The organism is Shewanella sp. N2AIL, from assembly GCF_022690845.1.
Taxonomy (GTDB): domain Bacteria; phylum Pseudomonadota; class Gammaproteobacteria; order Enterobacterales; family Shewanellaceae; genus Shewanella; species Shewanella baltica.
This window is the reverse complement of record NZ_JALBYT010000005.1, coordinates 1-25,023: the sequence shown is the minus strand read 5'-3', so window position 1 is coordinate 25,023 and position 25,023 is coordinate 1. Positions and strand designations below refer to the sequence as shown.

Annotated in this window: 19 protein-coding genes; 18 read left to right on the top strand and 1 reads right to left on the bottom strand. The window is 48.7% G+C overall.

The window, feature by feature from the left end; all coding sequences use genetic code 11:
* From gspF to MO387_RS04785, 9 genes are all read left to right on the top strand, one after another.
* Positions 1–1,224 carry a type II secretion system inner membrane protein GspF gene (gspF, locus tag MO387_RS04825; protein ID WP_006084929.1) on the top strand — a complete coding sequence of 408 codons (1,224 nt, stop codon included), beginning with the start codon at positions 1–3 and terminating at the stop codon, positions 1,222–1,224.
* Positions 1,225–1,286: 62 nt separating this feature from the next.
* Positions 1,287–1,721 carry a type II secretion system major pseudopilin GspG gene (gspG, locus tag MO387_RS04820; protein ID WP_006083645.1) on the top strand — a complete coding sequence of 145 codons (435 nt, stop codon included), beginning with the start codon at positions 1,287–1,289 and terminating at the stop codon, positions 1,719–1,721.
* 1 nt (position 1,722) lies between these two features.
* Positions 1,723–2,298, top strand: a complete 576-nt coding sequence (gene gspH / locus MO387_RS04815) for a type II secretion system minor pseudopilin GspH (RefSeq protein WP_011848173.1) — start codon at positions 1,723–1,725, stop codon at positions 2,296–2,298.
* On the top strand, positions 2,285–2,653 hold the full coding sequence (gene gspI / locus MO387_RS04810; protein ID WP_006083643.1) for a type II secretion system minor pseudopilin GspI: 369 nt from the start codon (positions 2,285–2,287) through the stop codon (positions 2,651–2,653). Before gspH ends, gspI begins: the two co-directional genes overlap by 14 nt.
* Positions 2,634–3,407 (top strand): type II secretion system minor pseudopilin GspJ, encoded by a 774-nt coding sequence (gene gspJ, locus MO387_RS04805; RefSeq protein WP_107946235.1) that lies wholly within the window; start codon positions 2,634–2,636, stop codon positions 3,405–3,407. Before gspI ends, gspJ begins: the two co-directional genes overlap by 20 nt.
* Complete coding sequence (gene gspK, locus MO387_RS04800) at positions 3,404–4,402, top strand: type II secretion system minor pseudopilin GspK (RefSeq protein WP_107946236.1); 999 nt, start codon at positions 3,404–3,406, stop codon at positions 4,400–4,402. The genes gspJ and gspK overlap by 4 nt, the downstream gene beginning before the upstream one ends.
* A gap of 321 nt (positions 4,403–4,723) precedes the next feature.
* Positions 4,724–5,911 (top strand): type II secretion system protein GspL, encoded by a 1,188-nt coding sequence (gene gspL, locus MO387_RS04795; RefSeq protein ID WP_107946237.1) that lies wholly within the window; start codon positions 4,724–4,726, stop codon positions 5,909–5,911.
* A gap of 1 nt (position 5,912) precedes the next feature.
* Positions 5,913–6,389, top strand: a complete 477-nt coding sequence (locus MO387_RS04790) for a type II secretion system protein M (RefSeq protein WP_107946238.1) — start codon at positions 5,913–5,915, stop codon at positions 6,387–6,389.
* Between the two features lie 14 nt (positions 6,390–6,403).
* Positions 6,404–7,165: a type II secretion system protein N gene (locus MO387_RS04785; RefSeq protein WP_107946239.1), complete on the top strand. Its 762-nt coding sequence runs from the start codon at positions 6,404–6,406 to the stop codon at positions 7,163–7,165.
* 78 nt (positions 7,166–7,243) lie between these two features.
* Here MO387_RS04785 and yrfG read toward each other — a convergent pair whose 3' ends face one another.
* Positions 7,244–7,906: a GMP/IMP nucleotidase gene (gene yrfG / locus MO387_RS04780; protein ID WP_107946240.1), complete on the bottom strand. Its 663-nt coding sequence runs from the start codon at positions 7,904–7,906 to the stop codon at positions 7,244–7,246.
* Positions 7,907–8,066: 160 nt separating this feature from the next.
* Here yrfG and MO387_RS04775 point away from each other — a divergent pair, with 160 nt between their 5' ends.
* From MO387_RS04775 to MO387_RS04735, 9 genes are all read left to right on the top strand, one after another.
* Positions 8,067–8,654 (top strand): aspartyl/asparaginyl beta-hydroxylase domain-containing protein, encoded by a 588-nt coding sequence (locus MO387_RS04775; protein ID WP_173497006.1) that lies wholly within the window; start codon positions 8,067–8,069, stop codon positions 8,652–8,654.
* The gene (locus MO387_RS04770; RefSeq protein ID WP_107946242.1) at positions 8,632–10,677 is read left to right on the top strand and encodes a phytanoyl-CoA dioxygenase family protein; all 2,046 of its coding nucleotides are present in this window, start codon (positions 8,632–8,634) and stop codon (positions 10,675–10,677) included. The genes MO387_RS04775 and MO387_RS04770 overlap by 23 nt, the downstream gene beginning before the upstream one ends.
* Positions 10,677–11,816, top strand: a complete 1,140-nt coding sequence (locus MO387_RS04765; RefSeq protein WP_107946243.1) for a sulfotransferase family protein — start codon at positions 10,677–10,679, stop codon at positions 11,814–11,816. Before MO387_RS04770 ends, MO387_RS04765 begins: the two co-directional genes overlap by 1 nt.
* A gap of 278 nt (positions 11,817–12,094) precedes the next feature.
* The gene (locus MO387_RS04760) at positions 12,095–12,586 is read left to right on the top strand and encodes a GNAT family N-acetyltransferase (RefSeq protein WP_159074993.1); all 492 of its coding nucleotides are present in this window, start codon (positions 12,095–12,097) and stop codon (positions 12,584–12,586) included.
* An 84-nt stretch (positions 12,587–12,670) separates the two neighbouring features.
* Positions 12,671–13,192, top strand: coding sequence for a tail fiber protein (locus tag MO387_RS04755; RefSeq protein WP_107946245.1), 522 nt, complete (start codon positions 12,671–12,673; stop codon positions 13,190–13,192).
* 12 nt (positions 13,193–13,204) lie between these two features.
* Entirely contained in the window at positions 13,205–13,735 is a 531-nt protein-coding gene (locus tag MO387_RS04750; RefSeq protein WP_107946246.1) for a tail fiber protein, read from the top strand.
* Positions 13,736–13,746: 11 nt separating this feature from the next.
* On the top strand, positions 13,747–14,286 hold the full coding sequence (locus MO387_RS04745; protein ID WP_107946247.1) for a tail fiber protein: 540 nt from the start codon (positions 13,747–13,749) through the stop codon (positions 14,284–14,286).
* A 72-nt stretch (positions 14,287–14,358) separates the two neighbouring features.
* Entirely contained in the window at positions 14,359–15,219 is an 861-nt protein-coding gene (locus MO387_RS04740; protein ID WP_107946248.1) for a sulfotransferase, read from the top strand.
* Positions 15,216–25,023: Ig-like domain-containing protein (locus tag MO387_RS04735; protein ID WP_242326107.1), on the top strand; the 9,808-nt coding region annotated here is incomplete at its 3' end. The genes MO387_RS04740 and MO387_RS04735, both read left to right, overlap by 4 nt.

The following is a 25,023-nucleotide window of genomic DNA, read 5'->3' as shown; positions in this document are numbered from 1 at the left end:
ATGCCAGCATTTGAATATAAGGCACTGGATGCCAAGGGAAAGCAGCTTAAGGGCGTAATCGAGGCGGATACCGCCAGACACGCCCGCAGCCAGTTGCGCGATCAGCGCATGATGCCCTTGGAAATTCTGCCTGTTTCCGAAAAAGAAGCCAAAGCTAAGAGCAGCAGCTTTTCGTTTTTCAAACGGGGTATCTCGGTCGCTGAATTAGCCTTGATCACCCGCCAAATCGCGACCTTAGTGGCCGCGGGTTTACCGATTGAAGAATCCCTTAAAGCCGTTGGTCAGCAATGCGAGAAAGATCGCCTTGCGAGTATGATCATGGCGGTACGTTCGCGGGTGGTTGAAGGTTACAGTCTGGCCGATTCCTTGGCTGAATTTCCGCACATTTTCGATGATTTATACCGTGCCATGGTGGCCTCGGGTGAAAAGTCCGGTCATTTAGAAGTGGTGCTCAATCGGCTGGCGGATTATACAGAGCGACGCCAACAGCTTAAATCTAAGTTGACGCAAGCCATGATTTATCCTGCGGTATTGACCACAGTGGCGATTGGGGTAATTTCCATCCTGTTGGCGGCGGTTGTACCTAAGGTGGTCGGGCAGTTTGAACACATGGGCGCCGAGTTACCGGCTTCGACACGCTTCTTGATTTCGGCCTCTGACTTTGTACAAAACTACGGTGTGTTTGTCGTCATCGCCCTCGTGATGCTGTTCGCACTCTTTCGGCGTATGTTAAAGTCGCCTGCGTTTCGAATGAAGTACGACAATTTTCTATTGAGCATGCCGGTTGTGGGCCGCGTGAGTAAGGGCTTAAATACGGCACGTTTTGCACGGACCTTAAGTATCTTATCCGCAAGCTCTGTGCCTTTGCTCGACGGTATGCGTATCGCCAGTGAAGTATTGCAGAATGTGCGAGTACGGGCCGCAGTGGATGATGCGACTGCGCGGGTGCGTGAAGGAACTAGCTTAGGTGCGGCACTGACTAATACTAAGTTGTTTCCGGCAATGATGTTATACATGATTGCCTCGGGCGAAAAGAGTGGTCAGCTTGAGCAAATGTTAGAACGCGCAGCCGATAACCAAGACAGGGAATTCGAGGGAAACGTCAACATAGCATTAGGGGTGTTTGAGCCTATGCTGGTGGTGAGTATGGCGTGTGTGGTGCTGTTTATCGTGATGGCGATTCTGCAGCCAATCTTAGCCTTGAATAACTTGATTAGCGGTTAATTTTTGAATTTATGGATTATGACCAAGTCGATTGGCATAGGATTTTTTAGGAGAAGTAGTCGATGCAAATGAACAAGAAACATCAAGGTTTTACCTTACTCGAAGTGATGGTAGTTATCGTTATTTTAGGGATTTTAGCCTCTATGGTGGTGCCTAACTTAATGGGTAACAAAGATAAAGCTGACCAACAAAAAGCGGTATCTGACATAGTCGCGCTCGAAAATGCCTTAGATATGTACAAGTTAGATAACGGCATCTACCCAACTACCGAACAAGGTTTAGAAGCCTTAGTGCAAAAGCCAACGATTTCACCTGAGCCACGTAATTACCGTGAAGATGGTTATGTAAAACGTCTGCCAGAAGATCCATGGCGCAATAAGTACTTGCTGCTCAGCCCTGGCGAAAACGGCAAGCTAGATATATTCACAGCAGGCCCAGATGGTCAACCAGGTACCGAAGATGACATCGGTAACTGGAATTTACAGAATTTCCAATAAGATGTTAAAGCTGCGCCACGCTGGTTTCACCTTAATGGAGGTGATGCTAGTGATCTTGTTGATGGGACTCACGGCAGCGGCCGTGACTATGTCTATCGGCAATTCGGGCCCACAACAGGCCTTAGATAGAACGGCGCGGCAGTTTATCGCTGCCACTGAAATGGTGCTCGATGAGACCGTTTTGAGTGGCCAATTTATTGGGATTGTGATTGAGAAAACCAGTTATCAGTTTGTTTTTTATAAAGACGGTAAGTGGGAGCCTTTGGATAAAGACAGGCTCTTGTCTGAAAAGCAGATGGAGCCGGGTGTCGTGATGAACTTAGTGCTTGATGGTTTGCCTTTGGTACAAGACGATGAAGAAGACGATTCTTGGTTTGAAGAACCACTGATTGAGCCCTCTGCCGATGACAAGAAGAAACATCCTGAGCCACAGGTCATGCTATTCCCGAGCGGTGAAATGAGCGCTTTTGAGCTGACGTTTATCGCCAAAACTGACAAAGGTCAGCAGGCCGAAGCGTTAGTGGTCGGCGATGCGCTGGGCAGATTAACCATAGGGCGTCCCGATGAAACGCGCTAAGGGCATGACGTTACTCGAAGTGATTGTGGCCCTTGCCGTGTTTTCGATTGCGGCCGTGTCGATCACTAAAAGTTTGGGCGAGCAGATGGCCAACATGCCAATTCTGGAATCGCGTACTTTGGCACAGTGGGTGGCCGATAATCAGATGGTTGATGCCAGACTCGAGCCGCAGTTTCCTGAAATCGGTAAAAAAGAAGGCCAAGTCGAACTTGCAGGAAAGGATTGGTATTGGCGTAAAGAAGTGGTGAAAACCACGGACGATAATTTTCGCATGATCCGGATTAGCGTGAGTGAAGATGAACGATATCAGCGTATTGCAGCACAAGTGAGCAGTTATGTCCTTAAAACTGACTAGTGTGCAGCGGGGATTTACCCTGCTAGAAATGCTGATCGCCATCGCGATTTTCGCCATGATAGGTTTGGCTTCTAATGCCGTGCTCAGCACTGTGCTGACTAACGATGAAGTGACGCGCACTTTCTCTACTCGGCTTAAGGCCCTGCAGCAAGGCTTTGGTGCGATTGAGCGTGATCTCGCCCAAATGGTGGCGCGTACACCCAGATTACTCGAAGGGGGTCGAGGTTCGACCGTCTTCCAAACGGGCAATGATATCTTAGACTCGGAATCAGAAGCCTTAGTGTTTTACCGTTTAGGTTGGTTAAATCCCGACGGTTTATTACCGCGGGGCAGCTTACAGTCTGTGGCGTATGTGGTGCACGAAGGGCGACTGGAGCGTTGGTATTTTCCTTATCCTGAGCCTGAATTTGGTGCCGAGCCGATTAAGACAGTGGTCATAGATAAAGTATTGTCGGTGGAATATTCCTTCTTTATGGATGACAAATGGGAGCGCAAAGTCGAGGCGACTAAGTTGCCTAAAGCGATCGCCATGGAAATTGAGATTGAAGGCTTAGGCAAGATCCAACGTAAGTTCTTGCTGCCGCTAGGTGCTGCCGCACCAGACAAGTCCAAGGATGAAGACAATAAAGACGAAAATCCAGACGATGCTAACAAAGATAAAAACGACGATGGCAGTGGAACAGGCAATGGTTCCGGTGACCCAGATTCTGGCGATACCGGAGACGGTGATCCTGATGCAGAGGGCCGCGAATGAGAACCCAATCTCGGTCTAAACAGCGCGGCGTTGCACTGATTGTTGTGCTCTTGATAGTGGCTATGGTGGTGATCATCGCGACAAACATCACTGGCCGTAATCAGTTGTCCATGCGCCGAACCTTAAACTTGGCTCAGTACGATCAAGCTTATTGGTATGCGATTTCCGCCGAAGAATTGGCGAAGAAGATTTTAAAACAAGATTTAGATGACTCTGAAGGTCGAGTCCACAGGCAGCAATATTGGGCCATGGCCGATGTAGTGTTTCCAGCGGAATACGGTGAAATCGCGGGCAAGATCACTGACATGCGCGCCTGTTTTAATTTAAACGCCTTGTCGGCGACCACGAAAGAGGTGGAAAACGGTCAACCTAAGCTGCCCTTGGCGGCGAAGCAATATAAGGCTTTGTTGGTGAGCTTAGGGATGGACGACTTTAGTGCGGACCGTCTGACTCAGACCTTAAAAGATTATATCGACGATGACACCACGGCCAGCCCTTATGGTGCCGAAGATGCCGAATACGAAGCGCGAAATGTACCTTACCGTGCGGCCAATACGCTGATGAATCATCGCAGTGAGTTACGGGCGGTGATGGGATACACCCAAGATATCTATTTGAAACTCTTGCCCTATGTTTGTGTTATCCCAGGCAATGATAGTCAATTGCTTAACGTCAATACCTTAGAAGTTGAGCAAGCGGCGTTATTAGCTGGCATGCTCGATAATCAGATTTCGGTCGGCGAAGCAGAAAGTATCATCAACCAACGTCCCGGCGATGGTTTTGACAAAATCGAAGATTTTTATGAAAGCTCATCTATGGGCTCGATCAAGTGGGAAGGTGCCATGAAGTCGAGTTTTGTCATCGATAGCCAATATTTTCTGTTGGCCTCGGGGGCGAAAGTCGATAACGCCGTATTTAGAATGGAAAGCGTGCTCAAAAAGGGCGGCGGCAACAAAATGGAAGTGCTCACCCGTCAGTTTGGTGGCCAAAAATAATGGCAGTGCTCACCCGTCAGGGGTTGATGTTGGTGGCCCAAAATAATGGAAGTGCTCATCCGGCAGGGTTTGATGTTGGTGGGCAAAAATAATGGTAGTGCTCACACGTCAGGGGTTGATGTTGGTGGACAAAAATAATGGCAGTGCTCACCCGGCAGGGTTTGATGTTGGTGGCCAAAAATAATGGCAGTGCTCACCCGGCAGGGCTTGATGTTGGTGGCCAGAAGTAATGGAAGTGCTCACCCGGCAGAATCTGGTGGACAAAAATAATAGCAACGAGCTCAGTCACGCTTTCTTGACTGGGACTGGTGGAGAAAAACTGTGAGTGAACGGCTATTTATTCGCTTGGGCAGAACAGCAGAGCAAGCATGCTCATGGCTCGTTTGGTCTGAGCAAGAACAGGAAATTATCGCCTCTGGCGAGCTCGCCAATGCCCAAGGTTTGTCGACCTTAACTGAGCGTGCGGGTAACCGTCCCGTCGATGTGTTAGTGCCCGCCGCGGCAATGACACTCACTAGCGTGCATTTACCCGAAAAAGGCCAACGCCAAGCCTTGAAAGCCTTGCCCTTTATGCTCGAAGAAGCTTTAGCCGAGGACGTGGATGCCATGCATTTTACCGTCGGCCCGCGTGATGGCGATGCCTTAAGCGTGGTCGCCGTGGCCCATGAGCAAATGCAGACTTGGCTGAGTTGTTTGACCGAAGCGGGTTTAAAAGTGAAACGCATCGTACCCGATTGCTTAGCCTTACCATTGCAAGAGTGCCAATGGGCGGCAATGAATTTTGGTAATGAACTATTACTGCGTACCGGATTAGCCACGGGCCAGAGTTTACCTTTGCCTTGGTTACCGATTGCGCTGGAGCAACTTAGGCCCGCACAGGGCGAAGTGTCTGTCGCCAGTTATACCAACATGCAACTCGAAGGTGTTGAGCTTAAGCCGCAGTCACTTGAGCTACCTATGTTAGTGTTAGCCCGCGGTATTTTGCATGCGCCAGTGAACTTACTGAGCGGCGTTTACACGCCTAAGCGTGAATATAGCAAACAGTTGATGATGTGGAAGAGCACTGCCATCGTTATCGCCATCGCTTGTGTGCTGGCCTTAGTGAATAAAGGGCTGACCATACATCAAGTCAATGGTCAGATTGCCGATCTTAAAGCTCAGAGCGAATCCATTTATCAGCAAGTGGTGCCGGGGAATTCGCGCATTGTTAACCTGCGTTCGCAGATGGAAAGTCAATTACGCGCATTGCAGGGACAGGGCAGTGGCGCCGAGTTTTTTGCCATGCTCGATGGTTTGCAGGATGCCTTTAAGCAAGTACCTGAACTTAAACCTAATAGCTTAAGATTCGAAAGCGCGCGTAACGAGATCCGCATGCAAGTGAGTGCGAAAAACTACGCGCAAATCGAGAAGTTTAAAGAGATCGTTGGGCGTCGTTTCCAACTCGACGGCGGCACTATGAACAGCGGTGAAGATCAAGTCACCAGTACCTTAACCTTGAGGAGCAAATAAGATGGATAATTTGCGGACTTGGTGGCAAGGGCTTGCATCGCGCGAGCAGCAGTTAGTCGGTTTTGGTTCGGTATTCTTAGTCATAGGTATTTTTTATTGGGGTATTTGGACGCCAATCGCCACTGCCGAAGCCGATGCATTACGTAACCTCACTGCACAGCAACAGACGTTGAACTATGTAAAACAAACGGCGAATAAAATTGCGGGTTTGAAGCAGAACGGTGCTAAACCGACTATGTCGGGCAGTTTAAGCTCAGTGGTTAACCAGACTGCGGGCAATTATGGGTTAGTGATTACTCGCATGCAGCCCCAAGGCGATAAGATCCAAGTGTGGATGGACGATGTTCCTTTTGATGCCTTGTTAGGTTATTTGAGTGAGTTAGTGCAGAAAAAAGGACTTTCACTCGAAAGTGTTGATTTGGCAGAGGCCGATGCCCCTGGCTATGTCAAAGTCAGACGTATCCAACTGTCGCAATAAATTAAGGTGTAGCTGTGAGTTTGATAAAAAAAGTCATCATAGGCGTACTGATTTATTTAGTATTTTTAGTCGTTCTATTTCCCGCTAAGATTGCGATAGCGTTAGCGCCATTACCTGCCAATATCAGTGTTTCGGGTGTGAGCGGCAGTATTTGGTCTGGCAGCATAGAAACCTTAAGTATGCCGCAACGCCAGTTAGAACAAGTGCGTTGGGATCTCAGCCCTTGGGCCTTGTTGTTAGGTAAAGTTAAAGTTGATTTTCAAGTGGGCAGCCGTGCAACGCCGGTTAGCTCTAAAGGATTAATCTCTTGGTCCATGGGCGGCTTAAGTGCGCAGGGTTTACGTTTCGAAGCGCCAGATAGCTTTTTACTCGGCAATGCAAAACTGCCCTTTAAAACCGAAATATCCGGTGAAGTTAGCCTATTAGTCGAGACGTTAGAGCAAGGTAAACCTTGGTGCGAGCAGTTGTCTGGTAAGCTGTTTTTGAATCAAACCAACGTTAAAAACCAGTTTGGCAATTATCCACTAGGTAATATCGAACTCGGCCTGAGTTGCGTTGATGGCAAAGCGCAATTAGCCACAGATGAAGCCAAAAACCAGCTCGGTATCGTCGGCACCTTGCAGTTAGACGAAGGCAATATGGTCAAAGTAGCAGCTAAGATTAAAGAAACGGCTGAGCAACCAGAAGATATGCGTAAGTCACTGGGTATGCTAGGCAAACGCGGCAGCGACGGTTATTTCCCTGTGATATATCAGGGTCGTATTCCTGGGCTATAGCGCTGTTTCAGCGCGCGATGATAGATCTGCACTATGAATGAAAACGAAGGCACCTTAGGTGCCTTTTTTATTGTCTTTTTATCGTGTTAGATCATTGAGTAGCGAGTGATAGTCGGTAATCGCGGGGAAATCTTGAAAGACTTTGACTGGCTTTTTACTGTCTGGGTTAGCAATCCCTAATTGATGACCCACACCGGCAAGTTTAGCGGCCTTGAGTATGGGTTCGCTGTCGTCGATAAAGAGACAGCGACTCGGCTCAAGTTGAAACTTTTCAAACAAGGTCAGCCAAAATTGTGGGTGTTCCTTGGGATAGCCCGTCTCGTGGCTGGAAATCATGGCATCGAGCCCTGTTGCTAGTTCGGTATGTTCAAGCTTTAGGGCGAGACTCTTAGGGTGGGCATTGGTCACCAAAATCCGCTGTTTACCCGCAGCGGCTAAGGCCGCCAAAAACGGCATACTGTCTTGGCGCAGCTGAATGCGATCCACCAAAGTGCGATGCAAACCCATAATGTCGAGTTTTAGCTGCTCCTGCCAATAATCGAGACAGTACCAATCGAGTGTGCCTACGACTTTCTCATAGGCGTTCACAACTAATTGCTGCGCTTCGTTGTGGCTCACACCTTGTTGTCGACTCAATTCCTGCGGTACTAAATTCAGCCAAAAATGATTGTCGAAGTGCAAATCCAATAGGGTGCCATCCATATCGAGCAGAACCGTATCGATAGTCTTCCAGTTAAACATGGGTATTTCCTATTTTTGCAAAACTGAATCACGCTTAGCATTGATTGTTGCACTGCGTAATACTCAGTGATGACGATGATTCGAGTCACTTGTATGCTTAAATCTTTGTGCTAGTCTTGGATGATTAATTATTTTTAGTCTGAAAATTAAGCGGTTGGATATGGATATCTGTTCTTTTGCCCTATTAGCTCAAGTTTCAAACTCCCTTAGTTTACAGCAAGAGTTGAATGCTTTGCTGCAACAAGACTGGTTACCCCATGTAAATCAGCGTGATTATATGGGGGGTTGGGATGTTCTCGTCTTACGCTGTGCTGCAGAGTATCGCGGTGCTCATCCTATCTTGCAAGCCTTCTCAATTTCTACCGGTCAGCACTGGCAAGATTTGCCTCAACTCGAATCGAGCCCTGCGTTATGCCATTTTCTGCAATCCTTAGCCTGCCCAGTGAAATCCGTGCGTTTGATGCGCTTACATGCGGGGGCAGAAATCAAACCCCATAGAGATCAAGGACTCTGCCTAGAACAAGGCGAGGCAAGATTACATTTGCCACTGCAAACGAATGAGCAACTCAATTTTTACGTGGACGATAAACGTGTACCCATGCAGGCCGGAGAGCTTTGGTATATCAATGCCGACCAAGTCCATTGGGTTGAAAATAAAGGGCAGGATGCGCGGATCAATTTAGTGATTGATTGCGAGGTCAATACTTGGTTAAGGGAGTTAATCGATGCTGCAAAGATCAGAGCTTGAATTAGGGCATAGTTTGGATGTAGCTGTATTAACTCAGTTTGCTAATGCGCTACTGCTGTCAACCTCAGCAGGGGAGTCTAAACGACTCATCGATCCCATGCTGAAGCAGTTGTGCCAAATAGCAGCAGTGGAGTTACACCCCGAGTCTTTTTTGGATACTGAGGCGAGCCATACGCCTTTTGGTAAGGCGGTGTCACTCACTACCGCGGCGCAGTGTGCCGAAGATCCCGAACGGGGTCGAGTCTTTATACAAGGGATTTATCAAGCAATACAAGATCGTCTAAAGGCTCATCCCGGGCAGATTGTGAACATCTTATATGCGGGGACTGGGCCTTTTGCTTGGTTATTATTACCTCTGCTGCCGTTATTTTCTGCGAGTCAAATTCAAGTGACTTTGCTCGACATTCATCAAGCCTCGTTAGATAAAGTCACCAAACTTATTGAACACTTTGATTTAGCTGATCGTGTGGTGGAGAGTGTCTGTGCGGATGCCACGCTTTGGCAGCCAAATACAGTCGTAAAGTTTGATGTGATTCTTTCCGAAACCATGAAGCACTTGTTGCAACAGGAGCCGCAAGTGCAAATTTTTACCCATTTACAGGCGTATCTTGCAGATGATGGTGTGCTCATCCCGCAAAATATTGAGTTAGACGCTTGGCTTGAGTGTCGTACTGTGCAGGATTTTGTGGAGACGCATTATTTAGGACCTTTGTTTGCACTCAACCTGCAAACTGCGCGCTTACTTGCCAGTGGAGACCGTAGCTTCTTGGCTGGTACATTACTATTGCCCGATTTCAGTCTGAGTGCCGTAACACTTAAGTTTACTACCAGCATTCAAGTTTATGGTGAATCGAAGTTGAGCGAAAACCAATCTCAACTCACGTTACCTCGATATCGACGCGAGCATTGGCTTAAGCCTCTTTCATGCCTGGCTTTCCGATATGAGCAGGGCGCTCATCCCGATTTTGTGTTTGATGTTATAGCGCAAAAACCTGTGCTTGTGTCGAGTGACGATCTGAGCTGCTTAGGCATTTATCATTTGCAGCGGCTTTGGCAAAAGATACAGCTACGCAAACGGGGGGAGTCATTCATTGAACTGGCTAATGAATGGCACTTAGATAAAACCTTGCTGGATCTTTGTGGAATAGGGCTAGAGCCTGGTTTGAGAGCCTTATATCAACATGACCATCAGTCAGCTTTTGTCGCTTACATTCAGCAAATAGCCAAGCTGACAGCTGCGGATATTGCTGCGATTAATCAGCAATTAAGCACTATTTCCCATGGATTAACGCCATCGGTCACTGTACCAGAAGTCGAAGACTTCAATTCAGCAGAGGTTGAAGACTCAAATCCGGCGGCAGTACTCAGCGAGTCACAACTCAATTTTTGGCGTAGTGAAGGCTACTTAGTGATTCCGCAGGTGCTCACGGTAGAGCAATGCGCCGCAACTCGAGATTTTATTTGGCAGCAGTTAGGTGCCAATGAACAAGATCCCGCCACTTGGTATCAAGCTCATGAGTTTATGCAGAAAATAATGCTACAACTGTTTCGCCATCCGCAACTAGATGCGAATCGACAAGTCCCCCAAATCCGTCAAGTGTTTGAACAGCTATGGCAGCGAACGGATTTAGTTATGACAACCGATAGAGTCAGCTTTAATCCACCTGAAACACCAACTTGGCGTTTTCCCGGGCCAGATATGCACTGGGATATGCCACTGCAGCTACCCGTTGAGTTTGGCACTCAAGGGTTAATTTATTTAACCGATACTAGTGCCGAGCAAGGTGCATTTTGTTGTGTCCCCGGATTTCATCTCAAGATAGAGGAGTGGCTTCTCGAACAGAACAAGTCTGATATTGAGCTTCAGCAACAGGATTGGTCACGCTGGCCAGTTAAACCAATCGCGGCTAAAGCGGGCGATTTAATCATTTGGCACCATGCCTTGCCCCACGGCGCCAGTCCTAATCGTGGGACGTTACCGCGTATGGTGCAATACATTAACTTTTATCCTATGGCTTGCTAATGGTTGATTTTAAAGAGCAGGAGCAACGCTATTGGTTGTTAGTTCATAATCCAACCGTCCTGAGGGAGCTTGGCAAGGTTATGACTCTCACTAACTTTTGCCAATATTTGCGGCTTTTTTGGCACTTACCAGATTGTGGCGATGATACGTTACTGGCCATCTTGCATACAGGTAATCGACAAAGGATAGAGCCGGATTATTCACTCTTCTGCCAGTTTTGGGCGCCAGCAGACTATGACCCTAAACGCAGAGTATTAGAGTGGATGTCCGCCGCAGAAAAACCGATTCATCTTTTCTACTCTGAGCATATTTCTGCCGTGCGGGGTCAGTTATTGTCAGCCTTGATCAAACCTAAAACCGCTCTCTTACCTGCGCCAAATCTTTCGGGACTAGTAGAACAAGTGCAGCCTGCCGGATTTATCTTTCACCTCTCCCGCTGTGGCTCTACCTTAGTGTCGCGCAGTTTTGCGGGGTTATCTAAATGCAGGGCGTTATCTGAATCGCCTTTGCTGACTCAAGTGCTATTGGATAGGAACCTATCAGACACTGAAAGACGCGCAGCTTTAATATTTTGCATTAATACCCAAGGTCAGTTGTTTCATCCTGAACAGCATTTGTTGATTAAATGGAATGCGTGGGATTTGCAGTTTTGGCCATTGATCCTATCACTTTATCCTCAAGTTCCCGTGTTATTGCTACTTAGGGACCCCGTCGAGATCTTAGCCTCACAGCAAAAGTCTGCTGGATATCATATGGTGCGACAACCGTCTCGACCTTTATTCCTTGAATTATCAGTACCAGAGGAGGGGGAGTCGATACTGGATTATCAATGTAAGGTATTGCGCTTGTTATTGGGTTATGGGTTAGAGATGAGTCAGCGTAACCAAGTGATGGTCGTGGATTATCAGGAGTTGTTACCCGCGATAGCGAATAAAATCGCAAATTGGTTTTCGTTGGCTCTCTCTAAAGAAGAGTGCAGCCAAGTTGAACAATGTCAGTTAATACATGCTAAAACAGCCACGCAGCCCTTTGTAGCAGATTCACAATCTAAACAAAGTTTTTTTTCGGCTAAGCAAAAAGAACAGATCCACCGTTATTGTAACTGGTCTAATCCTCACCTTTTTGAAACTAAAAGTTAACATGAATCTTGTATTTTTGTGTGATGTGAACTAGCTTTAGCCAACTATCTATATTAAAAAATATCAGCAAGTTAACGTTTTTATTCTAGGGATGGAAAATGCAATCATGTCATTTCAAGCCGTTAGCCGTTTTATTCTGCGAACGCATTCCCCTGAGCCACTCTTTAAACCTGTGTCATTCGATTTGTTGAGTTTTGCCCGTTAATCCCGAGCTGCCACGACGAATTAAAGAACTATAAAGCGCTGTTTAGAGTTACTTATTACAGGGAATGTATTTGATGGTAGAAGACATAGTATTACCTAAAGCCTATTCATTGCGTTATGCGTATAAAAATGACGATGCTTTTGTATTTGCACTATTTTGTTCTGCAAGGACGGAATTGTCTCTATTACCGCTTCCCCCACAGCAACGAGAGCTGTTAGTACAACAACAATACCGCTTACAGCAAGCGAGTTACGCTGCCCAATACCCTCAAGCGGTGACTCTAATCATTGAATATCAATCAATTTCTATTGGCAAAATCATACTTAATCCCTCTGCTAACGGTGTCCATATCGTCGACTTTGTCATCGCACCGCAATTTCGTGACTATGGTTATGGTTCAGTCATTTTGGACTCGGTAAAAGCCTATGCCCAAGCAAAAGAGGCGAGTGTGAGTCTAAGCGTTGATCGACAAAATATGCGTGCGAAACAGTTATATCTTCGCTTGGGTTTCTCACCTTTTGAAATATCACCAACTCAAGAGTGGCTATCGTGGCCATCACCATAGGTAGTGTTGTTTGAGGGAAGAGGAAAGCGTGTGTAATCAAACAGATGATGTATAGATAGGTTTACTTTTATTAAGGAGTCATGGATGTCTGATTTTTTTCTCGGAGAAATTAAGCTTCTCCCATACAACTGGGCACCTAAGTATTGGACTTTGTGTGCAGGGCAATTATTGCCAATCAACACCAACCAAGCGCTTTTTTCACTCTTGGGTACGACCTACGGTGGCGACGGTATCAATACTTTTGCGTTGCCGGATTTACGTGGTCGCGTACCAGTTCACCCTAATGTTAGTGCAGGTTTGCCTCAGGGCAGTAAGGCGGGTGTTGAAAATGTAACCCTAGTACCTAACAACCTGCCAGTACACAATCACCTTGTGATGGCCAGTTCTACTGTCGGCGATACCACGTTGCTTGCAGGCAATAATATTGCCGCCGCCAAAAATGCAGCAGGTGAGGTCAATTTGTATGGGTCCGCTGCAAGTTTACAAGCGTTGGACCCTGCAACGGTATCCAGTACCGGCGGCAATCAAGCCCATGAAAATTGTCAGCCTTCGCTGGTGATGAATTATTGCATTGCCACTCAAGGCATTTACCCTTCACGTAACTAGAGGAGAATCACTATGGATGCTTATATTGGTGATATCCGTCTGTTTGCGGGTAGCTTTGCACCGAGGGGTTGGATGTTGTGCGCGGGTCAGCTATTAAGTATTAGTGAGCAGACGACGCTTTTCGCTCTGATTGGAACGACATACGGCGGCGATGGAGTCACCACTTTCCAGCTGCCGGATTTGCGCGGTCGCCTTCCGGTTGGGCAGGGTAATGGCCCAGGTCTGACTCCCCGAGTTATCGGTCAGCAGTTTGGTGTTGAATCCGTGACCTTATTAACGCCGCAAATACCTTCACACAGCCATAGTTTGTCGGCGAGCACAGCAAGTTCCTCCACATCACCCAGCCCTACGGGTAATGTCTTTGCTCATAGTAATACCGATAATATTTATGCTCCTTTGCCATCTAGCGGTGCCGATCTCCAAGTTATGAATGCACTCAGTGTGCAAGCCTCAGGGGGAACACAACCACACAATAACATCATGCCTACTACAGCGATAAATTACATCATATGTATTGAAGGCATTTTCCCATCGCGTAATTAAGGAGCGAAATTATGGATCCATTTATTGGTGAAATCCGTTTGTTGCCATTCAGCTTCGCTCCCCACAATTGGGCGCTGTGTAATGGCCAAATATTGTCAATCGCAAGTAATACCGCATTGTTTTCAATTATCGGAATTACGTATGGTGGCAATGGTACAACCACGTTCCAATTGCCTAATTTGCAGGGGCAGGTCGTTGCGGGCGTAGGTCAGGGGCCCGGGCTGAGAATATGGGATTGGGGTGAACAGTTTGGCGAAAATGGGGTGACGCTGATCTCCACTGAAATGCCAGCACACAACCACACGCTGACCGGTTTGAATAATCAGGGGACTTTGCCTTCTCCGGCAGCGAATACCTATCTGGCCAAGGATATTCGTGGTGGCAGTGGTATCGTCAACTATATGCAGACCGCACCGGGTACATTAAATACCGCTATGGCACCACAGACTTTAGGTATAAGTGGTGGTGGTCTACCCCATGAAAACCGTCAGCCATTTCTGGCATTGAATTATTGCATTGCCCTTTATGGTGTATTTCCGGCACGCAATTAATTGATGAATGATTCCCGGCATGTTTGTCGGGAAGTTTTTTTAATAAATATTTTTAATTAGTAAGTCACATTGATGCCAAACAAATTACATTTTATTTCAGGTTTACCGCGTGCAGGCTCGACGCTGCTCGCAGGTATACTTCGGCAAAATCCACGCTTTCATGCGGCTATGAGTAGCCCTGTGGCAGGGCTTGTGAATGGCGCCCTCGAACAAATGGGGGCGGGTAGTGAGTCCTATTCATTTTTCGATGAACATAAACGTAAGGTCATTTGTCGGGCATTAATTGATGCTTATTACCAAGATAAAAGCCATCCGGTGATTTTCGACACCAACCGTCACTGGACTGCCCGTTTGCACCAATTGGTAGAGCTGGTTGATGATTTTAAAGTGATTTGTTGTGTGCGCAATCCGGCTTGGATTATGGATAGTTTTGAAGTGATTTACCGTAAAAACCCTTTTGATTACAGCCGTATGTTCAATTCGGCCTCGCGCCAGACTGTGTATAGCCGCTGCGAGTCATTAATCAATGCTGGTGGCGCGGTTGGAAGTGCATGGACGGCACTAAAGGAAGCCTATTACGGCGAGTTTTCTGATCGCTTGCTATTAGTGGATTATGATCTGCTTACCCAGCATCCGGCACGCACGCTGGAGTTAATCTATCGTTTTATTGGCGAACCGCAATTCGAACACGATTTTAATCATGTCGACTATGCTGAAAATGAGTTTGACCACAATCTTGGGGTCAAAGGTTTGCATAGCGTTAAGCGGAAAGTGGAATACAAAAGTAGGCGCAGTATTTTACCGCCTGACTTATTTATGAAGTATCAAGAAATGGACTTCTGGCTGGATAGTACTGGCACTGCAGCCAATATTATTGCAAGTAAAAAACCTGTAGCACCTAACGCAAAAAATGAAGGGAATCACTTATCATGAGACACGCACTGCTTAGTGGGCTTTCCTCGCTGTTATTACCATTCGGACTCTATGGTGCTGGTGCTATTGCAGCGCCGAGTTATCAGCGATCCTATTTGAATGCATCGATAAGTGCATCGACCGATCTATTATTGCGTTCAGACACCTCTTTACCACAGGATCTAATTGATTTATCTGGCGATCAACTGGATATCCAGAGTGCACATCCGGTGCGTGAGCTGGTGATTGTTGATGGCGCAGTGACTGAGGCTGATAAATTGGTATTGCGTCGCGCCCTTAAACCGGGCATGCAATTGGTAGAGTTAGATTCTTCTATCGCTGGATTACCGCAATTAATTAATGTACTTGATGAACACAAAAATCTCGCCGCTATTCATGTGGTCTCCCACGCACAAGCGGGTGCTATTTTGCTCGGTAATTCACGTATTACCCCGGAGACAATCCAGCATGAAGTGCACGCATTTGCCGCGCTAAAAGGCGCGGTGCGTGAAGGTGGCGATTTATTATTTTACGGTTGCGATCTGGCCGCAAACGAAACCGGTGAAGCGCTGCTGGATATCATTAGCAATAACACGGGTTTGGATATTGCCGCTTCCAATAATTTAACCGGTAATGCCGAATTACAGGGCGACTGGGATTTAGAAGTTACCCGCGGAAATATTGAATCTACGTTGGCGTTTTCTGAGAAGGCGTTAAGGGATTTTTCGGGTGTATTAGCGGCTTCGAATGGTACAAAAACATTTTCTGGTTGGTCAGGAAATCTCACTACAGAACTTAGTACTACCGATTTCAGATTAACGGCAACGGATGGAAATAATAGTATACAGAATGTTGGAATTTATGGAGGCAGCATTGCTTATATCTCGACCGGTACTCCCAATATTAATAGTAATCACTATTTCTATTTAAAGGCAGACGGAACCAATACTACTGCGTTTGAGCTCACAGGCTTAAGTAGTGGAGAGTATACCCATAACTTCACCAATGTGCGGATTGTGGGTATGGTTCGGGGGGGGGGCACGGTCAACTCTTCTACAATAAATGGCACTAGTACTTTCGGTGAATCCTTTACTTTCGAATCGGGGCAACTAACCGCATTTTCCGGGGTTAAGCTGACAGGTTTTAAGCTCTATTTTGATTGCAGTACAAACTGTACCCAAGCGGCTGACGTCGCCAAGTTTGAGTTCAGAAGTTTTACCATCCAAGGCGCTGTTAATACACCGCCTGCTGTTACCCCAACACTCAGCAGCGTTAACTTATCGGATTCAGCACTGAGAGCAGGCGAAACCTCCACAGTCACTTTTACATTTTCAACGGCGGTTACCGGTTTTACCAATGCTGATATCACTATTCCAAATGGTTCACTGAGCGCTGTAAGCTCTGGTGATGGTGGCACTACCTGGACGGCAACTTTCACACCAACAGCTAGTATTACCGATGCAACAAACGTATTTACGGTTAACATGACTGGCGTCAGCAGCGTTGCTACATCAACACCAGGAAGCGGCACCACCAATTCCGGTAATTTCACTATTGATACATCGCGACCAACAGCAACAATTGTAGTTGCCGATAACGCCTTGATGGTTGGGGAAACCTCGCTGGTTACCATCACTTTCAGTGAAGCGGTGACGGGATTTGCCAATGCGGATTTAACGATTGCGAATGGTACTTTGAGTGCAGTGAGTTCTGGTGATGGAGGCATTACCTGGACGGCTACATTGACTCCCACAGCCAGTACTACTGATGCCAGTAACCTGATCACACTGGACAACACTGGCATGACCGATGCCGCAGGCAATGCTGGAACGGGTACAACAGACTCCAACAATTACGCCGTAGATACCGCCCGCCCCACAGCATCAATTGTGGTGGCTGATACAGCGCTGTCGATTGGTGAAACCCCGCTGGTCACCATTACGTTCAGTGAAGCGGTGACAGGATTTACTAACGCAGATTTAACCATCGCCAACGGCACACTCAGTACGGTGAGTTCCGGTGATGGTGGTGTCACCTGGACAGCCACCTTTACACCTACGGTCAGTACTACTGATGCCACCAATGTCATCACGCTTGCTAACACGGGTGTAAGCGATGCATCAGGCAATACAGGAACAGGTACTACTAATTCCAACAATTATGCAATCGATACGGTTCGTCCCATTGCTTCAATAGTGGTTGCTGATACCGCACTGGCTGTAGATGAAACTTCATTGGTCACCGTCACATTCAGTGAAGCGGTGACTGGTTTTACCAACGCCGACTTAACCATTGCCAATGGTACTTTGAGTGCGGTGAGCTCTGGTGATGGCGGCATTACCTGGACGGCGACTTTGACGCCAACCGCCAGTATTACCGATGCCACCAACCTGATCACTTTGGATAATACCGGTGTAACAGATGCAGCAGGTAACGCAGGAAGCGGAACTACTGATTCCAATAATTATGCAATTGACAGCCTGCGTCCAACGGCTTCGCTGGTTGTGGCGGATACAAGTTTGTTAGCCGGTGAAACCTCTCTGGTGACAATCACCTTCAGTGAAGCGGTGACAGGTTTTACTAACGCCGATTTAACGATTGCGAATGGTACTTTGAGTGCGGTGAGTTCTGGCGATGGAGGCATCACTTGGACGGCGACATTGACGCCGACAGCCAGTATTGCGGATGCCACTAACCTGGTCACACTTGATAACACTGGTGTGACCGATACTGCAGGCAACGCAGGAACGGGTACTACTGATTCCAACAATTACGCCATATCCACTGTGCGCCCTACGGCATCAATTGTCGTTGCTGATACAGCTCTTGCAGCAGGTGAAACTTCGTTAGTCACAATCACCTTCAGCGAAGCGGTGACTGGATTTAGCAATGCTGATTTAACCATTGCTAATGGAAGCTTAAGTGCGGTGAGTTCTGGTGATGGCGGCATTACTTGGACGGCCACCTTCACACCCACAGCCAGTATTACGGATACCAGCAATGTCATCACTCTAGCTAATACCGGTGTACAAAACGCTGCTGGTAATACAGGAAGCGGAACGACTGATTCCAATAACTATGCAATTGATACTGCTCGCCCCACAGCCTCAATAGTGGTTGCCGGTACTGCACTGGCGATTGGTGAAACCTCGTTGGTCACTATTACTTTCAGTGAAGCGGTGACAGGATTTACTAACGCAGATTTAACGATTGCCAATGGAACACTGAGCGCGGTGAGTTCTGGTGATGGTGGTATTACTTGGACTGCAACTTTAACACCGACGGCCAGTATTACCGATGCTACTAATGTCATCACATTGGATAATACTGGCATCACAGATGCAGCAGGTAACGCGGGAACAGGCACAACTGATTCCAACAATTATGCAATTGACAGTACAAGGCCAACCGCGTCACTGGTTGTTGCTGATACAGCTTTGGGTGCTGGTGAAACGTCATTGGTCACCATTACTTTCAGTGAGGCAGTGACTGGCTTTACCAATGCGGACCTTACCATCGCGAATGGAACATTAAGTGCGGTGAGTTCATCGGATGGTGGCATTACCTGGACGGCGACTTTGACGCCAACCGCCAGTGTGACGGATGCAACCAACATCATTACATTGGATAACACTGGAGTGGCCGATGCGGTTGGTAATGCGGGCACAGGCACAACGGATTCCAACAACTATGCCATAGATACAACACGCCCAACGGCCACAATAGTCGTCGCGGACACTGCATTAGCGGTTGGTGAAACGTCCCTGGTGACCTTCACTTTTAGTGAAGCTGTGACTGGTTTTACCAATGCGGATCTGACTATTGCCAACGGCACTTTAACTGCGGTCAGCAGCGGTGACGGTGGCATTACCTGGACGGCGACTTTGACGCCAACCGCCAGTGTGACGGATGCAACCAACATCATTACATTGGATAACACTGGGGTGGCCGATGCGGCTGGTAATGCAGGCACAGGCACAGCGGATTCCAACAACTATGCCATAGATACAACACGCCCAACGGCCACAATAGTCGTCGCGGACACTGCATTAGCGGTTGGTGAAACGTCCCTGGTGACCTTCACTTTTAATGAGGCAGTGACTGGTTTTACCAATGCGGATCTGACTATTGCCAACGGCACTTTAACTGTGGTCAGCAGCGGTGACGGGGGCATTACCTGGACGGCGACTTTGACGCCAACCGCCAGTGTGACGGATGCAACCAACATCATTACATTGGATAACACTGGGGTGGCCGATGCGGCTGGTAATGCAGGCACAGGCACAACGGATTCCAATAACTATGCGATAGATACAGCCACGCCAACAGTACAGAGTGTTAACCCACTAGATGGCGATATTGGGGTGGCAGTTAGTGCCAATTTTGTGCTGACTATGAATGAAGATATTCAACTCGGTACCGGCAATATAGTGATCTACGACGCCGATGATCTGGCCGTAGCGACCATTGATGTGACTGCACATGCGGGACAGTTAAGTACAGCTGGTGGCATGTTGACTATTAACCCAACCGCGAATCTAGTTGAAAACACCAGTTATTACATTCAAATCGCTAATGGGGCTATTACCGACTTGGTGGGTAACCTTTACGCTGGGATTAGCAATAAAACCGATTGGAACTTTACCGTTGCCGATGTTACACCACCGGTGGTGACTGGGATTGTCGTGACGGGATCGCCCGCAGCGAATGCGGCTAGTCTAGTGTTCACTGTGAGTTTTGATGAGATAGCGAGCAATCTATCTACCGATGATTTTGCTCTTACGGCAACAGGTTCGGCAAGTGGCAGTATTGCCAGTGTTTCTGCGGCATCCGGCACCAGTGTTGATGTGACTGTGAATACTGTGAGTGGTACAGGTAGTCTGAGACTCGATGTCAAGGTGAATTCCAATATCCAAGATGCTTCCGGTAATGGTAATGGCACCAATGGCTATACCGCCGCTTATTCCGGTGGCGCAAGCCATGCTGTCGATCGTGATCCACCTTTAGCCCCTTCGGGGCTCGATCTTGCCACGGCTTCCGATTCCGGGATCATCAGTACAGATAATTTAACCAGCGATACCACCCCGACAGTCACAGGCAGCGCCGAGGCGAATAGTACTGTGACGCTCACGAGCAGCATCGATGGTGTATTGGGTACAACAACGGCAGATGGTTCTGGAAATTGGTCGTTTACCACGCCGCTATTAACCAGTAATTCAGCGCATAATATTACGGCCACTGCGACCGATGTTGCGGGCAATACTGGCGCGGTGTCGACGGCACTTGCGCTTACGCTCGATACACAAATTCCCTCGATAACCAGCTCGGCCCCTGCAGGAGGTGCCGCGGCGGATGCCAGTGTGATATTCAACCTCGCCTTTAGCGAATCGGTGAATAGCCTGACGACGGATGATTTTGCCCTGGTGAGCACAGGCACCGTATCTGGTACTATTTCGAGCGTTTCCGCTAGCTCTGGAACCGGTATTGCCGTCACTGTTAATGGCATATCGGGTACGGGTAGTCTGAAGGTCGGCCACACAGCGAGTGATATTGTCGATGATGCGGGTAATGCACTCGGTGCCTATAGTGCCGGCACCGCACACTCGGTCGATACGGATGCACCAACTATTTCGAGCGTCAGTTTTGACCAGACGTCGGTGACTCAGGCAAATCAAAATGCGATTAGCCTGACCTTAGCGAGTGCGGAGGTGGGAACCAGCGCAAATTACACTATTACCGGCAGTTCAGGCACGCCTGTCACTGGCACTATTGCCGTCGTGAGTGCGTCACAACAGCTCATCAATATAGATGTGAGTGGCTTAGGGGATGGCACTTTGACAGTGAGCCTGACCCTGACAGATGCGGCGGGTAATGTTTTTAGCCCCGCCGTGACCGATACCATATCGAAAGATGCCACAGTGCCTACAGTGGATGTCGTCGCCGTTAGCGATGGGCATTATGGTGTCGGCAGCACTATCGATATCACTGTCACCTTGACCGAGGATGTGACTGTTTCTGGCACACTCTCTACACTGTCGCTCGATATCGATGGTGTGGCTCGTCAAGCGGTATTCGTGTCTGCTACCGGCGGTGTGCTGACCTATAGATATACAGTCCAAGCGGGTGATAACACGGGGGCGAGTGGTTTAATTGTCGATACCAATGGCATAGCACTTAATGGCGACACTATGCGGGATGCGGGTAGCAATGATGCCGACTTAAGCTACAGCCAGTGGAGCAGTGTCGATGTGATTGTCGATACGACGGCTCCCGTCGATCCTATTGTTACTGCGCCTGCTGGCACTATAAGTACCAATCTGGCAACGACATTGATCAGCGGAACGCACCCTGACGATGGGGTGACAATCAGCCTCTATGCCGATGTGGATAATGACGGTGTTGCCGATAACGCGACTGTGTTGGATGACACTATAGTGGTCGCGGGCACTTGGACTCTGAGTGCCTCATTATCGACGGACAGCGACAATAATTTCGTTGTGATTGCCAGCGATGCAGCGAGCAATGTTTCCGCACCCCAGAATGTCCCTACTATTACTCAAGACTCAACGGCGCCAGCTGCTCCATCTACGCCAGATCTGGATGCAGCAAGCGATTCGGGGACGAGTTTCGCGGATAATATCACCAAGAATACAACACTCGTGTTGACGGGGACCGCAGAGGCTGGTGCCAGTGTCGTCCTTAGCAGCCAACTTGATGGTGAGCTTGGCACTGTCAATGCGGATGGCAGTGGTGATTGGAGCGTTAGTGCGACCAACGTGAGTGCGGGCACCCATAGCATCACAGCGGTTGCTACTGATATCGCAGGAAATAGCAGTGTCGCATCGAGCGCTCTATCTGTTACTATTGATACGAGTGCGCCCACTTCCTCAGTAATTGATAATCAAAACATTCAACCTGGCGAGAGTTCATCTACGCTCGCGTTTACTATTGCCGATGATGTAACCGCTGTGACGGATATTCTTGTGACGCCAGCGAGTTCAGATACCACAGTGGTCCCACTGGCGGATGTTGTATTAGCAGGAAGCAATGCCGACAGAAGTGTGACTGTGACTGCGCTTGGCTCGGGTACCAGTACCATCACCCTTACGCTCGAAGATGGTGCGGGTAATACTAGTACTCAAACCTTCGAGGTTGTGGTGAATAGTGCTCCGACTATTTTGGGAATACCCGCGACGAATGTGGCTCAAGGTGCACCTTATAGCTTTGTGCCAACAGGTGCAGATGCGGATGGTAATAGCCTGCTCTTTGACATTACGAATCGACCTGCATGGGCGAGCTTTAATACGGCAACAGGGGAATTAAGCGGTACACCAACGAATGCGGATGTCGGTGTGACGACGGCAATAGTGATCAGTGTGAGTGATGGAGTGCTCAGTGCGAGCCTGCCCGCTTTCAATCTCACGGTCACCAACGTCAACGATGCGCCGACGATTAGTTCAACGGCTATCACTGCTGCCACTCAAGATGCGGCTTACAGCTACACCTTTGCGGCGAGTGATACCGATGTGGGCGACACCTTAACCTTAAGCGCGGTGACTAAACCAAGCTGGTTGAGCTTCAATGCGGCCACTGGATTGTTAAGTGGCACGCCAAGCAATGCCGATGTGGGCAGCCATGCGGTGACACTGAAAGTCACCGACACGGATGGCTTAACGGCAGAGCAAAGCTTCAGTATCACAGTGACCAACGTCAACGATGCACCGACGATTAGTTCAACGGCCATCACAGCTGCCACTCAAGATGCGGCGTACAGCTACAACTTTGCGGCTGCGGATACCGATGTGGGCGATGTACTGACGTTGAGCGCGGTGACTAAACCAAGCTGGTTGAGCTTCAATGTTGCCACTGGATTGTTAAGTGGCACGCCAAGCAATGCCGATGTGGGTGCACACCCAGTAACACTGCGGGTGACGGATACGGACGGTTTAACGGCAGAGCAAAGCTTCAGTATTACCGTGACCAACGTCAACGATGCGCCGACGATTAGTTCAACGGCCATCACTGCTGCCACTCAAGATGCGGCGTACAGCTACACCTTTGCGGCTGCGGATACCGATGTGGGCGATGTACTGACGTTGAGCGCGGTGACTAAACCAAGCTGGTTGAGCTTCAATGTTGCCACTGGATTGTTAAGTGGCACGCCAAGCAATGCCGATGTGGGTGCACACCCAGTAACACTGCGGGTGACGGATACGGACGGTTTAACGGCAGAGCAAAGCTTCAGTATTACCGTGACCAACGTCAACGATGCGCCGACGATTAGTTCAACGGCCATCACTGCTGCCACTCAAGATGCGGCGTACAGCTACACCTTTGCGGCTGCGGATACCGATGTGGGCGATGTACTGACGTTGAGCGCGGTGACTAAACCAAGCTGGTTGAGCTTCAATGTTGCCACTGGATTGTTAAGTGGCACGCCAAGCAATGCCGATGTGGGCAGTCATGCGGTGACACTGAAAGTCACCGACACGGACGGTTTAACGGCAGAGCAAAGCTTCAGCATTACCGTGACCAACGTCAACGATGCGCCGACCATCAGTTCAACGGCCATCACTGCTGCCACCCAAGATGCAGCGTACAGCTACACTTTTGCGGCGAGTGATACCGATGTGGGCGATGTACTGACATTCAGCGCGGTGACTAAACCAAGTTGGTTGAGCTTCAATGCGGCCACTGGATTGTTAAGTGGCACGCCCAGCAATGCCGATGTGGGCAGCCATGTCGTGTTGCTGCGGGTGACGGACACGGATGGCTTAACGGCAGAGCAAAGCTTCAGCATTACCGTGACCAACGTTAATGACGCACCGACCATCAGTTCAACGGCTATCACAGCTGCCACTCAAGATGCGGCGTACAGCTACACTTTTGCGGCGAGTGATACCGATGTGGGCGATGTACTGACATTCAGCGCGGTGACTAAACCAAGTTGGTTGAGCTTCAATGCGGCCACTGGATTGTTAAGTGGCACGCCAAGTAATGCCGATGTGGGCAGCCATGCGGTGACACTGAAAGTCACCGACACGGACGGCTTAACGGCAGAGCAAAGCTTCAGTATCACAGTGACCAACGTCAACGATGCACCGACGATTAGTTCAACGGCCATCACAGCTGCCACTCAAGATGCGGCGTACAGCTACACCTTTGCGGCTGCGGATACCGATGTGGGCGACACATTAACCTTAAGCGCGGTGACTAAACCAAGCTGGTTGAGCTTCAATGCGGCTACGGGCGTGTTAAGTGGCACGCCAAGCAATACCGATGTGGGCAGCCATGCGGTGACACTGAAAGTCACCGACACGGACGGTTTAACGGCAGAGCAAAGCTTCAGCATTACTGTGACCAACGTCAACGATGCGCCGACGATTAGTTCAACGGCCATCACAGCTGCCACTCAAGATGCGGCGTACAGCTACACCTTTGCGGCTGCGGATACCGATGTGGGCGACACATTAACCTTAAGCGCGGTGACTAAACCAAGCTGGTTGAGCTTCAATGCGGCTACGGGCGTGTTAAGTGGCACGCCAAGCAATACCGATGTGGGCAGCCATGCGGTGACACTGAAAGTCACCGACACGGACGGCTTAACGGCAGAGCAAAGCTTCAGTATCACAGTGACCAACGTCAACGATGCGCCGACGATTAGTTCAACAGCTATCACTGCCGCCACTCAAGATGCGGCGTACAGCTACACCTTTGCGGCGAGTGATACCGATGTGGGCGATGTACTGACATTGAGCGCGGTGATTAAACCAAGCTGGTTGAGCTTCAATGCGGCTACTGGATTGTTAAGTGGCACGCCCAGCA

Bases quoted from the DNA above. Each gene is read 5' to 3' on its own strand.
- MO387_RS04745 (WP_107946247.1), top strand. From the start codon at position 13,747: ATGGATCCATTTATTGGTGAAATCCGTTTGTTGCCATTCAGCTTCGCT.
- MO387_RS04760 (WP_159074993.1), top strand. From the start codon at position 12,095: ATGGTAGAAGACATAGTATTACCTAAAGCCTATTCATTGCGTTATGCG.
- gspH (WP_011848173.1), top strand. From the start codon at position 1,723: ATGTTAAAGCTGCGCCACGCTGGTTTCACCTTAATGGAGGTGATGCTA.
- gspK (WP_107946236.1), top strand. From the start codon at position 3,404: ATGAGAACCCAATCTCGGTCTAAACAGCGCGGCGTTGCACTGATTGTT.
- MO387_RS04790 (WP_107946238.1), top strand. From the start codon at position 5,913: ATGGATAATTTGCGGACTTGGTGGCAAGGGCTTGCATCGCGCGAGCAG.
- MO387_RS04755 (WP_107946245.1), top strand. From the start codon at position 12,671: ATGTCTGATTTTTTTCTCGGAGAAATTAAGCTTCTCCCATACAACTGG.
- MO387_RS04770 (WP_107946242.1), top strand. From the start codon at position 8,632: ATGCTGCAAAGATCAGAGCTTGAATTAGGGCATAGTTTGGATGTAGCT.
- gspG (WP_006083645.1), top strand. From the start codon at position 1,287: ATGCAAATGAACAAGAAACATCAAGGTTTTACCTTACTCGAAGTGATG.
- MO387_RS04775 (WP_173497006.1), top strand. From the start codon at position 8,067: ATGGATATCTGTTCTTTTGCCCTATTAGCTCAAGTTTCAAACTCCCTT.
- MO387_RS04750 (WP_107946246.1), top strand. From the start codon at position 13,205: ATGGATGCTTATATTGGTGATATCCGTCTGTTTGCGGGTAGCTTTGCA.
- MO387_RS04740 (WP_107946248.1), top strand. From the start codon at position 14,359: ATGCCAAACAAATTACATTTTATTTCAGGTTTACCGCGTGCAGGCTCG.
- yrfG (WP_107946240.1), bottom strand. From the start codon at position 7,906: ATGTTTAACTGGAAGACTATCGATACGGTTCTGCTCGATATGGATGGC.
- MO387_RS04765 (WP_107946243.1), top strand. From the start codon at position 10,677: ATGGTTGATTTTAAAGAGCAGGAGCAACGCTATTGGTTGTTAGTTCAT.
- gspI (WP_006083643.1), top strand. From the start codon at position 2,285: ATGAAACGCGCTAAGGGCATGACGTTACTCGAAGTGATTGTGGCCCTT.
- gspJ (WP_107946235.1), top strand. From the start codon at position 2,634: ATGTCCTTAAAACTGACTAGTGTGCAGCGGGGATTTACCCTGCTAGAA.
- gspF (WP_006084929.1), top strand. From the start codon at position 1: ATGCCAGCATTTGAATATAAGGCACTGGATGCCAAGGGAAAGCAGCTT.